The sequence below is a fragment of the Streptomyces sp. NPDC001714 genome (genome assembly GCF_042892755.1).
In the GTDB taxonomy this organism is placed as follows: domain Bacteria; phylum Actinomycetota; class Actinomycetes; order Streptomycetales; family Streptomycetaceae; genus Streptomyces.
This window is the reverse complement of sequence record NZ_JBIAUL010000007.1, coordinates 240,971-256,070: the sequence shown is the minus strand read 5'-3', so window position 1 is coordinate 256,070 and position 15,100 is coordinate 240,971. Positions and strand designations below refer to the sequence as shown.

General features: G+C 71.1%; 12 protein-coding genes. 3 read left to right on the top strand and 9 right to left on the bottom strand.

Annotated features, from left to right (window positions below; all coding sequences use genetic code 11):
- Positions 1-202 precede the first annotated feature (202 nt).
- From ACFY0P_RS20465 to ACFY0P_RS20440, 6 genes are all read right to left on the bottom strand, one after another.
- Positions 203-2,233, bottom strand: coding sequence for a trypsin-like serine peptidase (locus ACFY0P_RS20465; protein WP_388914689.1), 2,031 nt, complete (start codon positions 2,231-2,233; stop codon positions 203-205).
- A 1-nt stretch (position 2,234) separates the two neighbouring features.
- On the bottom strand, positions 2,235-4,088 hold the full coding sequence (locus ACFY0P_RS20460) for a peroxidase family protein (RefSeq protein WP_388914686.1): 1,854 nt from the start codon (positions 4,086-4,088) through the stop codon (positions 2,235-2,237).
- A 59-nt stretch (positions 4,089-4,147) separates the two neighbouring features.
- Positions 4,148-6,055, bottom strand: a complete 1,908-nt coding sequence (locus tag ACFY0P_RS20455) for a GMC family oxidoreductase (RefSeq protein ID WP_388914683.1) — start codon at positions 6,053-6,055, stop codon at positions 4,148-4,150.
- Entirely contained in the window at positions 6,055-6,468 is a 414-nt protein-coding gene (locus ACFY0P_RS20450; protein ID WP_388914681.1) for a hypothetical protein, read from the bottom strand. The genes ACFY0P_RS20455 and ACFY0P_RS20450 overlap by 1 nt, the downstream gene beginning before the upstream one ends.
- A gap of 55 nt (positions 6,469-6,523) precedes the next feature.
- Positions 6,524-7,432: a hypothetical protein gene (locus ACFY0P_RS20445; RefSeq protein WP_388914678.1), complete on the bottom strand. Its 909-nt coding sequence runs from the start codon at positions 7,430-7,432 to the stop codon at positions 6,524-6,526.
- 741 nt (positions 7,433-8,173) lie between these two features.
- The gene (locus tag ACFY0P_RS20440) at positions 8,174-9,127 is read right to left on the bottom strand and encodes a LysR family transcriptional regulator (protein ID WP_388914675.1); all 954 of its coding nucleotides are present in this window, start codon (positions 9,125-9,127) and stop codon (positions 8,174-8,176) included.
- 119 nt (positions 9,128-9,246) lie between these two features.
- Between ACFY0P_RS20440 and ACFY0P_RS20435 the strand changes: the two genes are divergently transcribed.
- Both ACFY0P_RS20435 and ACFY0P_RS20430 read left to right on the top strand, forming a co-directional pair.
- Positions 9,247-10,098 carry an inositol monophosphatase family protein gene (locus ACFY0P_RS20435; RefSeq protein ID WP_388914672.1) on the top strand — a complete coding sequence of 284 codons (852 nt, stop codon included), beginning with the start codon at positions 9,247-9,249 and terminating at the stop codon, positions 10,096-10,098.
- Between the two features lie 44 nt (positions 10,099-10,142).
- Positions 10,143-10,760, top strand: coding sequence for an NAD(P)-dependent oxidoreductase (locus tag ACFY0P_RS20430; RefSeq protein WP_388914669.1), 618 nt, complete (start codon positions 10,143-10,145; stop codon positions 10,758-10,760).
- Positions 10,761-10,948: 188 nt separating this feature from the next.
- Here ACFY0P_RS20430 and ACFY0P_RS20425 read toward each other — a convergent pair whose 3' ends face one another.
- Both ACFY0P_RS20425 and ACFY0P_RS20420 read right to left on the bottom strand, forming a co-directional pair.
- Complete coding sequence (locus tag ACFY0P_RS20425; RefSeq protein ID WP_388914666.1) at positions 10,949-12,424, bottom strand: sensor histidine kinase; 1,476 nt, start codon at positions 12,422-12,424, stop codon at positions 10,949-10,951.
- Positions 12,411-13,091 carry a response regulator transcription factor gene (locus tag ACFY0P_RS20420; protein ID WP_388914663.1) on the bottom strand — a complete coding sequence of 227 codons (681 nt, stop codon included), beginning with the start codon at positions 13,089-13,091 and terminating at the stop codon, positions 12,411-12,413. Before ACFY0P_RS20420 ends, ACFY0P_RS20425 begins: the two co-directional genes overlap by 14 nt.
- A gap of 128 nt (positions 13,092-13,219) precedes the next feature.
- Between ACFY0P_RS20420 and ACFY0P_RS20415 the strand changes: the two genes are divergently transcribed.
- The gene (locus ACFY0P_RS20415; protein WP_388914661.1) at positions 13,220-14,749 is read left to right on the top strand and encodes a glycosyltransferase family 39 protein; all 1,530 of its coding nucleotides are present in this window, start codon (positions 13,220-13,222) and stop codon (positions 14,747-14,749) included.
- Here ACFY0P_RS20415 and ACFY0P_RS20410 read toward each other — a convergent pair.
- Positions 14,668-15,096 (bottom strand): hypothetical protein, encoded by a 429-nt coding sequence (locus tag ACFY0P_RS20410; RefSeq protein ID WP_388914658.1) that lies wholly within the window; start codon positions 15,094-15,096, stop codon positions 14,668-14,670. The two genes, ACFY0P_RS20415 and ACFY0P_RS20410, sit on opposite strands and share 82 nt — an antisense overlap.
- Positions 15,097-15,100: the final 4 nt, after the last annotated feature.

The following is a 15,100-nucleotide window of genomic DNA, read 5'->3' as shown; positions in this document are numbered from 1 at the left end:
GGAAGCGCGTGTGCATGGGATTTCCCACCGGATGAGGGGTGTACGTAGCCCCCCTGCCGGAATCGGGCCGACGCCGGAGTGAGCGCGCGGGAGCGGGGCGGCGGCGGGCGACGGGACTCGCCGCCGCCTCCATGACACGTGTGTCCGGCAGGGCGACCCGCCCTGCCGGACACCGTCGTCGGCACGCACCAGGCGCGCGCGATCAGCCGAGTTCGAGGTGGGCGCCGATCTCCCCTGCGACCTCGGGGTGGGAGAGATACTCCACGATGTTGTGGGCCCGGTCGCGGGCGTTGATGACGGCGACGTCGGTCACCGTGCCCGCCCAGTCGTCGGCCAGCGGGCACCCGATGGCCACCGCGTCGGACGGGCACCACGCGTTGAGCCAGTCCGTCACCGCGTCGGGGCGCTTCGGCCCGCCGATGAGCAGCCTCTTGTAGACGCTGTCCAGCCCCAGCGGGCTGCCCACCGTGGTGAGGTGGATCATGCGCAGTGCGGGCGACAGCCGTGTGGTGAGGTCCATCCCCACCACCGTGCCGAGGCTGTGGCTGACGAGTATCACCTCCCCCTCCTCCGGGAGCGTCTCCAGCACACAGTCCAGGACCGCGTCCCTGACGCTGCGGTCGTCGAGATAAGCGGCCACGTCATGGAGGACCAAGGCGATGGTCCACGCGTCGATGTCGCTCCTCGCGGCCAGCCAGCTCAACTGGCGCTGAAGGTGTCCGACGACGTCGCCCAGGCCGATCCGCTCGGCCTCCGACAACCTCTCCGGTGGCAGGTTCCACCTGCCCGCGGCCTCGCCGATCAGCTCCTCGTACACCGCTCGGGAGGTGGGCGACGCGGGAGCGACCGCCTCGGCCGGGGAGAGACTCATGCCCTCGGCGAGACGTGGCACGGCCTCGTGCGCCGGGAGCGCCTGCACCAGCCGGTCGCCGTAGTAGGGGAACCAGGCGTCGGCCGGATCGACCGGTGGGAGCCCGGCGCGGACGAGTCCCTGGTTGAGGCCGGAGACCCATTCGCGGCGCAGGTCGTCCGGGACCTTGCCCTCCTGCGAGCGCCCGTGCAGGAAGACCAGATGGCGCGCGCCGCCGAAGGCCCCGTCCCGGGCGCGCAGGCCGGTGTGCGTGACCGCCGTCGCGGCGGCCGGTCCCGGTGCGGTGACGGTGGGCGCCGGAGCGGGCGCGGTGGACTCCGTCAGGCCCAGACCCGACTCGGTGCCCATCTCCGCCAGCGGGGCCGGGTCGGGCGGGCCGCCGGGCGGCAGTTGCGCGAGGTGCCGCAGGATGGAGCTGACGCGTACGCCTTCGTTGGCGACCCAGTCGACGGCGTCGTCGCCGTCACCCGGCTGCCACACCTGTCCGTCCCTGCGCAGGACGCGCCCCTGGTCGTCGGTCTTCGGCACCCCGCTGTGGTGGAGCGCGACGACCTCCCACTGGTCGTTGAAGACCGGGGAGCCGGAATTGCCGGGCTCGGTGTCCGTCATGTAGTGGAGGAAGTCGTCGAGCCGCACCTGGAGCATGTTGTCGCGGACGGCGATCTCCTTCAGGCGCCCCATCGGGTGGCCGATCACGTTGACCGGCTCGCCGATGACCAGCTTGCCCGGTTGGGCGCTGAGGCGGTTCCAGCCGAACGTCTCGCCCGGCGGCCGCCCGCCCGGGTCCGGGGCGACCAGGACCAGGGCGAAGTCCAGGCGCTCGTCGGCCACGAAGAACGCGTCCGGGTCCAGCTCCAGCCGCGTCGGCGGCTGCGGGGTGTTGTCCACGGTGACCTGGGCGTCGAACTCGACGAAGCACTGCCGGGCCGCCGGTGCGTCGGTGAGCACATGATGGTTGGTCATCAGCAGCCTCGGCGACACCAGGAAGCCGGTGCCCAGCGGGAGTTCCCGGCCGTTCTCCCGTACCGATATCCGGGCGACGGTGCGCGCCGCCCGGGCACCACGCGGCAGGAAGCTCCACGCCTGCAGTTCCTTGGACACCCCGAGGATGCGTTCGAAGGCGTCGGGCGCGGTCAGCGGCTGCGCGCGTACGGCCTCCACGGCCATGGCGGCGGGTACCGCCTGCCGGTCCAGCAGACGCGTGGCGCGCGCGGCGAGCGCCTGCCGCGAGTCCGGGAAGGGCACGCCGGCATCCATCTGCCGCTGTACGGCGCCGCGCTCGTCACTGGTCGCGCGGTACCTGTCCGCGGCCGCGGCGACCTGGCGTGCGCGCTCCTGCCCCGTCCGCTCCGTCGCTCCCATCTCAGGTCTCCTTCGGTGCGGCGCTGTGCCACGGCACGAAGGCGTTGGCCAGCCCGGAGAGGGCCGTACGCAGCTCGGGGTGGTGGCGCAGCAGGACGGTGACCATGCTGTTGTCGTCGATCCAGGCCATGCCGGCCTTGGAGTAGACCTCGGGGGTGTAGTGGGTGGTGAAGAACCGGTCGCTGTTCAGCCGGCGCGAGGCCATGAGAATGAAGATGCGGAACGCCGTGTCGCTGAAGGCGAATCCGGCCGGCAGCTTCTCCGCGTACAACCCGACCATCAGGTCGACCTTCTCGATGTCGCCGTCGTAGAGCCGCTCGATCCGCTCGGCCCAGGCCGGATCGTGCGCCAGCTCCGTGAAGTTCGCCGCGGGCTTGAGTCGCAGCAGCCGCCGGAACTCGTTGTAGCGGGGCACCCCCAGTTCCCGGGAGCGCAGGATGTCGGTGGCGGCGAGGTCCTGCAGATGCCCGTCAGGCCGCTGGAACTCCTGGAGGAACCTGGGGAAGTTGTGCAGGGTGACCAGTCCGGGATGGAGCGTGCCGAAGCTGTAGAGCAGGTCGGCCATCTCCGTGGTCTCCAGGAACTTCAGCGCTTGCGGGCCCGAGATGTCGCGCAGGGTGCAGTGGCGCAGGGTCGAGTCGTCGGCGACGGAACGCAGGTGCCAGTCGTCGCGGACCAGCGGGTGCATGCGGTACACCGCCACGAACTCCTCGGTGAGGGCGTACGGGACGCCGTAGTGATCCGTCTCCCCGCCGGGGATGCCGCTGATGACCTCGCTGTCGCCGAGACGCCCGAACAGGTTGTGGACGCGTTCGCCCGCGACGCCCCACCAGTTGGCGCGCAGCGCCTTGACGGTGGTGGGATGGCTGATCACGGCCGGTGTCCACTCCACGGTGTGGATCTTCGCGAGCAGCGCGGAGTTGACGAGCCGGGCACGCTGGAACAGCTCCTCGTCGCTCCAGGACGGGTAGGCCGCGTGCAGGTGGCCGCAGATCGCGTTGTGCTCCCGGGTGAACAGATCCTGCATCATGGCGAGCCCCAGCCAGAAGCCGGGAACGTGCGTGGGGTCCTGGGAGGGGTCGGCCGGAACGGGAGCCCGCTCGTCGTCCCACAGGTGCAGCCGGCCCCCTTCTCCGGTGCGCAACTGCTGCTGTTCGGCCTCGTTCTTCCCGTAGATCTGGGACGCGTCCCACCAGTGGGAGGACACGTTGACGCGGGTGTCGGGCGTGCCGGGGGGCGCCTGCGGGTCACGGGTGGGGTCGTCCGGGGTCCGCAGGATGGTCATGGGGTGTTCGGGCCAGGGGTCGGCGTCCAGCAGGGAGACCTCCCAGGGCCGGTCCGTGGGGCTGGTGCCGTGGCTGAACCAGTCGCGGATCATGAACTGGAGCCAGGCGGCGACCAGGGAGTTGACGGATTCGGCCGGGATGAGCTCGTCGCGGGTGAGCAGGGTTCGGCTGACCTCGCGCGGGCTGGGCGCGGACAGGACGTCCTCGGGTGCGGTCGGGGCGATGGACTCCAGCGGAATGTTCCGGCCGAAGCGGGTGCCGGCCATGCCCATGCGCGGCTCGCCGAGGTCGTTGTGGCTGCCGTCGGCGGTCCGGTTGACCTGATGGCTCACGGACGGGGGCGCGGGCTCGGGCTCGTCGACCGCGGGCAGCCCGCCGGTGTCGTACAGGTTCTTCTGCCGGAGCCTGACGCGCAGCCCGAAGAGCGTCAGCAGGCCTGCCGGCACGGGCAGTCTGTCCCAGCCGATGCGGCGGTCGATGTACTGGGCGGCGCCGGTGACGATCCGCCAGGGGAAAGTCGTGCGGTATCCGGCCGGGGACCGCCGTGGTTCGCTTCGGTGCGTGCTCATCGCGATACTCCTTGGATGGCTCCTGATCGTGTCGTTCAGGGACGGCGTGGTGGTGGGGGTCAGGCGTGGGCGGCGTCGCGGAGGACCACGTCGCTCGCCTTCTCGCCGATCATGTAGATGGGGGCGGCGACGAAGAAGCCGGGGATCCGGGGGAAGACCGAGGCGTCGACGATCCGCAGCCGGTCCACCCCGCGGACCCGGAACGCGCTGTCGACCACGGCCGAGGGATCATCGGCGCGTCCCATCCGGCAGGTGCACGACGCGTGGTGGCCCCAGGCCTCGTCCTGGACGAACCGGCGGACGGCGTCGCGGTCACCGACCTCTTCGCCCGGCCACAGCTCCTGACGGACCACGGAGTCGGCCTTGCGGTTCATCCCGCGTACGAACTCCACGGCGTCGGCCATCGCCTCGAGATCCAGGCCCTCCTTGTCCGTGCCCTCCGCGAAGTAGTGGAAATCGACCAGCGGGGTGTCGCGCGGGTCCGTGGATCGCAGCCGGACCCGGCCTCCCGTGTTGTGGGTACGGCTCTTGAGAATGGCCCAGGTGAAGCGGTCCTTGTGCCGTGTCAGGTCGTGGGAGTAGCCGGGGCGGTAGCCCCGGAAGTCGAACGGGCCGCCGAAGATGAACAGGTCGGGGGCGTCCAGGTCCGGACGCGACTTGCGGGTGATGCCGAGCACGGCGCCGTTGGTGGTGTAGAGGCCCCCGCCCTCCTGCCAGGCCCGATAACAGGGATCCGGTTCGGTCCCGGGCTGCGGAGCGTGGAAGTCGCACTCCCCGGCGACCGGGAACGCGCGGCGCATCTGGCTGACCACGCCGACTTCGTACCGGTCCTGGAGGTTCCCGCCCACCCCGTGCAGGCCGACGCGCACCGGGATGCCGTGGCGCGCCAGTTCCTCCGGTGGTCCGATGCCCGAGAGCATCAGCAGCTGGGGCGTGTTGAAGGCCCCTGCGGCCAGGATCACCTCGCGGGAGGCGAGGACCCGGTGCGGCGCCACCGGCCCGGAGCCGGGCCGGGTGCTGGGATCGGCCCGGTAGGCGTGCGCCTGGTCCAGGTAGTCGACGCCGGTCGCCGCGTTCTCCTCGTCCAGTACGATCCGGGCGGCCAGCGCGTGGGTACGCACCACCAGATGATCCGGCCGTTCGCGCTGCACGGCCCGGACGCGTTCGCGAACGGCGCTGCGGCGGCCGCCGGCCGTGGAGATGGGGATCTGCCACAGCCCTTGCAGCGCCCGGGTCTGCACCCGCCGGTCGTTGGGGTCGACGAAGGAGCCGAACCCTTCCAGCGGGGACAGCGGCCGGTCGAGGAAGCCGGCCAGCGTGTCCTGCGCGGCGGAGAGGATGACCTTCAGCAACTCCGCGTCCTGCACCGCGAGTCGGGGGTCGGCCAGCGCGGTGGGGAGCCAGCCGTCGAACCCGTGCCGGGCGTCGTTGCGGTACCGGGCAGACACGACGGGCAGGTTCCGCACCACCGCGGCCAGCAGCGGGTTGCCGGGCAGCTTCTTGGGCCGCGGCCGGTAGGTGCAGCGCTCCAGCCGCTCGAAGTAGCGGCGCATGGCCGTGCTGCTCCACGTGGTGTCGCCGGTCTCCGCCGCGATGGCGTCCCAGTCGCGGTCGTAGGGATAGACGGTGATCAGCGCATGGTGTGCGGTGCACCCGCCGATCGTCCCGGCGCGCGGATAGAGGATGCCCCTGCCCGGTACGAACTTGGTGTCGCGCCGTTGCTGCTGCTCGTCGGCGTAGTGCCGTACGAAGTAGTTCCAGCACTGCACGGGGTCTTCGGAGGCGTCGGCGTGGAACGCGGGCACCAGGTAGCTGTCGTTGTCCTCGGCACCGCCGGCGTCCAGGAGCAGGGTGCGCATGCCCGCGGCCGCGAGGTTGGCCGCCAGCGGTCCGCCACCCGCGCCGGCGCCGACGACGACGTAGTCGAAGCCCGTCTCGGCGGGGGAAACGGCCCCGGTCCCGGCCATCACGTCGGCTTGTCCTTCGCGGCGTCGGCGAGCGCGGCCGTGGCGCTGACGGCCAGGGCGGTGTTGACGGCCGAGATGAGGGTGGTCATGACCGCGGTGCGCGGCGAGACCTGCCCGTGGATGCCGAGCGTGGCCGCTGTCACGGTGTCGCTGCCGTGGATCAGGATCCCCTCGCGGAGGTCCTCCCTCAGCTGTTCGCCGCTGTGGGTCAGCAGATCGAGGCCGAGCAGGATCGTGCGGATGCCGAAGAGACGAAATGCGTAGACGGCCGCCGGGCTGGGCGGATCGCGGTCGGGTTCGAACCGCCGGATGAGCAGTTCCGGTGCCAGCAGACCGGCGGCTCCGTTGAAGATTCTGATGCCGGCAAGGAGGTATACCGGGACCGGGCGGCTGGCGACAGGGGCCGTGGCCATGATCGCTCCTGGGGGTGCGGAAGCGTACGGGTGCGGGTGGGCCCTGACTTCGTGGTCACACGCCGCCTTCGATGAGGGTCCAGCCCGAGGAGACGTTGGGGAGCGCGCCGACGTTGGCGTAGTGGCCCCCGGCGAGCGTCGAGATCCAGGCGGTCCCGTCGTTCTTGTAGAAGAACAGGCTGTCCGAGGTCCGGCCGATCTTCTCCCAGACGCCTGAGGTGCCGATCTCACGGAAGTCGATGCCCGTGCCGTCGGTCGCGTCGCTCACCCGGTGCGTGAGCTCGCCGCCGCTCTTCGCCGACGACAGCAGGGAGTCCTTGGTCGCGGTCAGTTCACCCAGGTACGCGTCCCGCGGGATGCTGCCCGTCTGCGTGTAGACGCCGTCCTCGAGCGTGCCGTAGCCCACTCTGCTCTCGGGGAACTCGACCGGCCCCTGCCCGGCCGCGGCGACCAGGGTGTCACACGAACTGGCCATGGTTCCCCAGCCCTTGCTGAAGTTGTCGTACGTGCGCACCCCCTGGTACCTGCCGTTCTCGAGGGTGCCGGTGACGCCGTGGCCGGTGTCCCCGTTGTAGAACAGCACGGAGTCGCCGGACGCCTCGACGAAGGTCCAGCCGGTCGAGAAGTTGTCGAAGGTCCGGGTGCGGGAGTACGTACCGTTCTTGAAGGTGCCGACCTCGCCGGCCCCGGTGTTCTTGTTGTACAGCAGCAGTGAGTCGCGGCTCGCGGCAGCGTGCGTGTAGTTGGCCGGGAGGGTGAACGCCGCCTTGTACTGCCAGTGGCCGGCCGAGAGGGTTCCGGTGCCGGCCTCGCCGGTCCCGGCCTTGTAGAACAGGATCGAGCTGTTCGGGGTCGTCCGGCCGCAGTAGGGCGAAGCGGCGGTCGCCGGCGTGACCGGACCGGCCAGCAGGACGGCCGTCGCGGACGTGGCAGTGGCCAGTGCGACCACCAGGGATCTCCTCATGATTCTCCCCTTTTCCTCGCACATGAACGCGTGCGGTCGGCCGTCGGGGCACGCCGGAGACCCCCCGCGCCGCGATCGTGCGCGGTCTGCGGGGGAGGCCCTCACGCACGCTTCGGACACCCAGCCCCGCCCTGCCCCGCCCGAGCCTGTGCCGGGCTGCCCTGTCGAGCTCGTTCCACGCTCGTGGTGGGCCGTCCTTGTTCATCGTGCGCCGTCCACGGCCGCACCGCATCCGCAGCGCGGGCAAGTCCATGACGCGAAGATCACCTCGCCCGTGGACAACTACGACTCGAACTACCTCAACGGCAAGGACGAGCTGTGCGTCAGGCAACGGCCAAGGCGATCCTGTGCGTCATCGACCGTGGTTCGCCAGCCGGTCAGGCGGTCTGCCGAAACGGCGGGAGCGGATCCTCATCCGCTCGCTCAGGCCCCGACTTCTCGCCAGGGCTGTTCACTTGAGGACAGAGAACCCACCGCGCAGGTGTCGTGGAACTCCAAGAGGTCTTCGTCCGCGGGGACATCCGCTCCGCACTCCGTCTCCCGGCAGACCAGAGCGCTCAGTCGGGCCGGCCTGCGCAACTGTGCGAGGGCAATGTGAAGTTCCCTCCCTCCGTGACAGCGTCGCAGGAACTGCTCCACGGTGTCCTCGACGGCGCAGGGAAGGAAGTCGCTCTCTCCTTCCGCTTGCTGGTCATCGATCACGCAGTATCGTGCCGGTCAGCGCAGTGGCCGCGCAGCGGGTCACACCCCCTTGGTGACCGGCTCCGGAATCGCCACGCCGGTGGCCGTGTCCGGGTCCGGTGCGGTGAGGATGGTGCGCAGCGCCGCCAGGAGTTCGGTGCGGAGCCAGGTGTGGGCGGGGTCGGTGTCGTATCTGCGGTGCCAGGCGACGATGACCGGCACGGGGGGCAGGTCGAGGGGCAGGGTGCGGGCGCGCAGTCGCAGCCCGGTGCAGGCCGGTCGGCACACCTGTTCGGCGACCGCCGTGACCATGGTGGTGCGGGCGACGAGTTCGAGTGCTGCCGTGGTGGTGGGCAGGGCGGCGCGGACGCGTCGGCGTAGGCCGAGTCCGGCGAGGGCGTCGTCGATGGGGCCGGTGAGCCGTCCGCGGCGGGAGACGGTGACGTGCTCGGCCTCGGCGAAGCGCTGGGGCGTGAGCGTGCCGGTGGCCAGCGGGTGGTCCGCGCGCATCACGGCCACCATCCGGTCGGTGCCGACACGGGTGGCGGCGATCTCGGGCCGCCCGGGCGCCGCGGCACCGACCTCCAGGTCGGTGTGTCCGCGCGCGAGGTCGGCGACGTCGACGGAGGGTTCGGCGAGGATTCTGATCGAGACGTTCGGCGCGGCGTCGGCGACGGCCGCCGTCAGGAGCGGGGCGAGCGCCGACACGAGGGCGTCGTGGCAGCGCAGGGTGAAGCCGCGCTCGAGCGTGTCGAGGTCGAGTGCGGTCACGGGCGTGAGCACCGCGGTGGCCCGGGTGACCAGGTCCCGGGTTTCTTCGCGCAGCGCGAGTGCGTGCGGGGTCGGAGTCATCGTCCGCCCGGTGCGCACGAGGATGTCGTCGCCGGTGGCCTTGCGGATGCGCGCGAGCGTGCGGCTCATGGCGGGCGGGGACAGGTGCAGCCTCTCGGCCGCCGCCGCGACGCTGTTCTCCTCCAGCAGGGCATCAAGGGCGACCAGCAGGTTCAGATCCACATGCACCACGGTAACGGATGGCCTTACAAGAGTGCACTGGTAATCATGTGAACGGGCTCATAGCGTTCTTGGTGTGAGGGGCCGACCGGTCCCGAGCATCCATGAGAAAGGGCTGCATCATGACCGTTCGCACCGCCGCCACCACGACCGCGACCGACGCCTCCGCCACCCCGATCGCCCCGGTCCAGGACCGGAAGCTGCTGGACGCCGTGGCCGGGATCGCCACGGAGGCCGGCCGCGCCCTGGAGGCGAGGTACTCGACCGCGGCCCGCCCGGCCGGACGGCAGGACATGTTCCGGACGGGCACGGCCGACGGGCAGGTGTCGCTCGGCATCCTGCGCCCGGCCCTGACCGCCCTGCGCCCCGAGGCCCGCTGGCTCACCGACGAGTACGAGACCACCGAGCTGCCGCCGGGCGAGTGGTGGGTGGTCGACGAGGTCGAGGGCAACGTCAACCACGTGCACGGACTGCCCGAATGGGCGGTGACCGTGGCGCTGGTGCGCGACGGGCAGACGGTGCTGGCCGTGGTGCGTCAGCCCGTCGGCGACCTGACCTACACCGCCCTGCGCGGCGGGGGCGCCCATCTCAACGGCACGGCGCTGAAGGTCTCGGCGAAGACCGACCTGGACGCCGCGATCGTGGTGACCGGGCAGGCCGAAGCCGACCAGGAGGGCACCTACCGCCGCATCGGGCGGTCGATCACGGCGATGCTCGACAGTGCCCTGCTGGTGCGTGCCGACGTGCCCTCCACGTTCCCGATGCTTCTGGTGGCCGCCGGGCACAACGACGTGTTCTGGCAGTACGAGCCGGTCCTCCCCGGCGTGGCGGCCGGCGCCCTGATGATCACCGAGGCCGGCGGCACGGTCACCCGCATCGACGGCACGCCGTGGACCCCGGGCGCCGACACCGTTCTGGCCACCGCTCCGGCACTGCACGCCCCGGCCGTCCAGGTCCTGGCCTCGGTCGTCTGACCGGGCGTGCGGTCATCCGACGTCATCGAGAACTGGAATCTGTCATGAACGTGACCATCCTGGCCGCCTCCGGCGCCGTCGGGCTCGCACTGACCCGTCAGGCCCTGGAGCGCGGATTCACCGTCACCGCGGTCGCTCGCACCCCGGCGCGTATCGCCGTGCCCGACTCCCCCCGGCTGACCCGTGTGGCCGCCGACGTGCGCGATCCGGCGACCGTCGCGGAGGCACTGCGCGGCAGCGAGGTCGTCCTGTCCGGCCTAGGGGTGGCCAAGGGAGACAAGCCCGGCGCACTCACAGCCGGCGCCCGCGCGGTGCTGGACGCGCACCCGCGCCGGATCATCTGGCTCGGCGCGTACGGCTCGGGCCCGTCCGCGCAGGCCGCCGGCTTCGCCACCCGCACCCTGCTCAAGGCGATGGGCGCGGAACTGACCGACAAGGTCACCGCCGACGCCGCCGTACTGGCGGCCGGAGGCACCGTCTTCCACTCCGGGCCCTTCGCGAACGGCCCGGTCAACGCGACGCGCCGCACCGTCGGACTGGACGAGACCCCGAAGCGGTTCTTCCCGGCCCGCGTCACCCGCGAGACGGTCGCCGCCGCCATGCTCGACGAGGCACAGACCCCACGTTTTCCCGGCCGGATCGCCGTGCCCCTCGGGGACTGATCCCCACCCGGCGAGGAGCGCCCACCCGAAGACCGCGGCCCGCCGACGGACGAGTCCTTCGCCGGGCTGCCGGGGCCGCCGGGGTCGGCCCGCGGCGCCGGCATCCGGCCGCCCTGCCGGGCGGAGACCTCAGCGTTCATGGCGTCGGCCGGCCGGCAGGGGCCGAAGGGCAGCCGCGGTGGAGCGCGTCATTTCTCGGCTGGGGTGGGGGCTCGGGGAAGACGTAGTTGGAAGCATGCTCCGAGGGTCCGGGGGGTGAGGGTGAGGGTGCCTCGGTGGCGGTGGGCCAGGTCGCGGGCGATGGCGAGGCCCAGACCAGTGCCGCCGTGGTCGCGGGAGCGGGCGTCGTCGAGCCGGACGAAGCGTTCGAAGATGCGCTCGGCGTCCTCGGTGGGCACGCCCGGTCCGTCGTCGTGCACCGTGAGGACGACCCAGTCGTCCTGGTTTCGGATGGTGATCTGGATGCGGTGTGCGGCGTGGCGGGCGGCGTTGTCGATGAGGTTGCGCAGCAGCCGTTCGTGTTCGTCGGGGTTTCCGTGTACGTGTGCGGGGGCGGTGCTGTCGCAGGTGAGGGTCAACGGTCGTTCGGTGAGGGGGTATTGCTCGGTCAGCCGGGAGGCGAGGGCTGTCAGGTCGATGGTCTCCCGGCCGGTTGGGGGGGTGCGGGTGTCGAGGCGCGCGAGGAGCAGCAGGTCTTCGGCGAGGGCCTGGAGGCGGCGGGTCTGTCGTGCGGCGGTGGTGGCCGCGGCGGGCCAGTCGGTGCGTTCCGGGTAGGCGAGCGCGACCTCCAGGCTGGCCAGCAGTGTGGTGAGGGGGCTGCGCAGTTCGTGGGCGGCGTCCGCGACGAAGCGGCGTTGCCGGGCGGCGGCGTTGTCGAGACGTTGGAGGGTGGTGTTGATGGTGGTGGCCAGGGCGGCGATCTCGTGTCCCGTGGCGGGAACGGTGACGCGTTCGCGGGGGTCGCTCGCGGTGACCGAGGCGGTGAGGACGCGGATGGCTTCGACCGGCCGCAGCGCGATGCGGACGGCGAAGTAGGTGACGGCGGCGATCAGTACGACGCTGACGAGCCCGGCCCGCAGCAGCAGGAGGTCGGTGGTCTCGGCGATCGCCTCAGCTGTGTTCGGGAGCACCACCACATAGACCCGCAGCGTGGCGTCGGCGGCTACGCCCAGAGCGGCGACCTTGTCACTGCTGAGTTCATGGGCGCTGATATCGGCGAGCATGACCGGGTAGGTCCGGCCGGCCATGTCGAATCTGTCCCTGGAGTCGGAGTCGCGCACCGGTATACGGAGGGGAAGGATCGTCAAGAGCCCGGGCTCCCTGGCCTCCGATGGGGCGGGCAGCACATGGCGGGTGCCGGGATCGAAGGCGTCCATGGCTCCGCCGTAGGCGACAGGGGTGCGTCGGCCGGTCGCGACGACCTCGTACGGCAGCACGCTGCCTCTGCGAGCGGGAACCACACCCTCGTTCAGCTGATCGACGAGAGACCAGAGCTGTTGCTCGGCTTGTCCTTCGGCGATCTGCGTGCCCTGGCGGTAGACGTCGTGGTGCAGCCACCAGCCGATGCCGAGCAGGATGACGGCGGCGGCCGAGGCGGCGGCCAGGGCCGTGCGGGCTCGTACCGAACGCGGCCACCAGCGGCGTCGCGGCTCAGTCGCGTTCACGGTCGTCCACCAGCCGGTAGCCGGTACCCCGTACGGTCTGCAGGGACCGCCGGCCGAACGCGGAGTCCACCTTCTTGCGCAGTGCGCTGACGCGTGCCTCCACCAGGTTGGGATCCTGGGCTTCGTCGGGCCACGCGTGATAGAGCAGATCCGCTTTGGAGACCGCCTGGCCCGCCCGGCGGGCCAGCAGCTCAAGGACGGCGAACTCCCGGGGGGTGAGCTCCACCCGGACCCCGGCCCGGCGGCAGACCCGGCCGGCGACGTCCAGCGAGAGGTCGCCCACGGCAAGGACGGGCGGGGCGACCGTGGCGGCCCGTCTGACCAGGGCCCGCAGCCGTGCGACGAGCACCATGTAGGAGAAGGGTTTGGCCAGGTAGTCGTCGGCCCCCGTGTCCAGGGCCTCTGCCTGATCCCAGTCCCCGTCCTTGGCGGTGAGTACCAGGATGGGGGTCGCGTTGCCCTCCCGGCGCAACTGGGCGCAGACCTTGTAGCCGTTGAGTCCGGGCAGCATCAAGTCCAGGACGACCAGGGCGTATTCGCCGGTCCGTGCCATCCACAGTCCCTGTCGGCCGTCATGGGCGAGGTCGACGCTGTAGCCCTCGGCGGTCAGACCGCTGTGCAGGGTGTGGGCAAGGTCCACCTCGTCTTCGACCACCAGGATGCGCATGCGGTGCAGCCTCGCACAGCGCCGAACCGCCTTCCTGATCGGCCGGTCAGGTTGGGTCAGCAGCCGGTCAACGAGGTCCGGGCACGCTGGCGCGGTGTCTTCGCCCCTGCTGAAAGGCCCTGTCGCCGATGTCCCTTGATGTACGAGGCCCCGCCGTGGCCGGGACGGTTTCCCCTCCCGTACCCGCCCGTCGGCAGTCACCGGGCCCCGCCGAAGCCGTTGTCGTCATCGTGCCCTCGGCGCTGACCGTCGCTCTGGGGCTGTGGGGTATCCGCAGGCAGAACACCATGTGGGGGGACGAGGCCGTCACCTATCAGCTCGCGCACCGCGATCTTTCGCAGATATGGCTCACCGCCCAGCATGTCGATCTGGTCCATGCCCTCTACTACGCCGTGATGCATGAGATCTTCGGTCTCTTCGGCGGTGGGCTGCTGCCGTTGCGGCTGCCGTCCGTGCTGGCCATGTCCGTGGCGGCGAGTGGAGTCGGGCTGCTGGGGCTACGCCTGGCGGGACCCCGTGCCGGGCTGCTGGCCGGGCTGGTGTTCGCGCTCCTTCCCCAGGTGCAGAAGTACGCGCAGGAAGGCCGCTCGTACGCCATGGTCTGCGCCCTGGTCACCTGGGCCACCTACGCGCTCGTGGTCAGCGTCCGGCATCGCGCGCGGTGGCGGTGGGCGGTCTACGGCTCCACCATGTTGCCGGCCTGTCTGCTCCATGAGTTCGCCGTCCTCGCCCTGGTGGCACACGGCGTCACGCTGGTCGTCTCCCGTGTTCCACGACCGGTGCTGAAGGCGTGGAGTGCGACTGCCGCGGGCGTCGTGGCCGGGCTGTTGCCGCTGGCGGTCTGCAGTGCGGGACAGTCGGGGCAGGTGTCCTGGGTCGGCGGGCCGGTGCGGCTTCCCGGTGTCCTGGTCGTGGCGGTCCTGGGCGTGGCGTGTGCCCGAGCGCCCCTGGGGGTGAGGGGGCCCGTGCGGCTTTCCGTGCTGGCTGTGCCGATCCTTGTGCTTCCGACCCTTCTGCTGCTGATCGCCTCACTGGTCAAGCCCGTTTTCGTCGACCGGTACGTGCTCTACAGCAGTATCGGAGGTGCGTTGCTGCTGGGCGCCTGGATGGATTACGTCCACCGGCTGCGGCGGTCTTCCCGCAACGCGTGGATCGCGGTGGTTGCCGTACTGGCCGCGCTCGTCCAGCCGAGCATGTCGCTGAGGACGCCCCAGAGCCGGAGCAACGATGTCACCGCCATCGGCGCGGCCGTACGCGAGGAAGGCCATCCGGGCGACGGACTGCTCTATCTCCCCGGCCAGTACCGGAGCTTGACCGCGGCCGACCCCGAGGACACCCGTTTCCTGACGGACCTCGCCCTGGCACAGGACCCCGTTTCGTCGAACACACTTGCAGGTGTCGAGCTTCCCGCCCGGGACATCGCGGCACGCATGCTGGAATTCGGCCGGATCGTCGTGGTCCGCGCGACGGGTGCGCACTCGTCGGCCAACCCGCAGGAGGCAGCGAAGACAAGCACCCTGCGGCGCCACTTCCGCGCGTACGGAACAACCCGTGTCAACGGGGCGCGAGTCACCGTCTATGTCCGAGACCACGACGCGTCTCCGCAGGCCGGCCCTGGACCCAGCAGCCCGGGAGCGAGCGGATCGGCGATGAGGTGACCGCGACTGGTGTCGGCGCGGGGGTGTGGGAACTGGTGACCGGCGGCGGGGTGTGGGAACCGGTGACCGGCGGGGGTGTGGGAACCGGTGACCGGTGAGTGCCGGGTGCCGGCCGACCAGAGGGTGGTGCCCTGGTAGACCACGCTGACGTCGCCGTCGGTACCGAAGAAGAGGTAGGCGCCGTCCTGGCCGGAAGTGACGCTGCTCCAGACACCCCAGGTGTCTTTGTTGTTGACGACGAGGTTGCCGTCGGCCTGCATGATGGCGCGGTAGCCGGTGCCCGAGGACCAGCGCCGGTGGTGGTCCTCGTCGTAGATGACGAGGTTGCCGTCGGTCTCCATCGTCATGGTC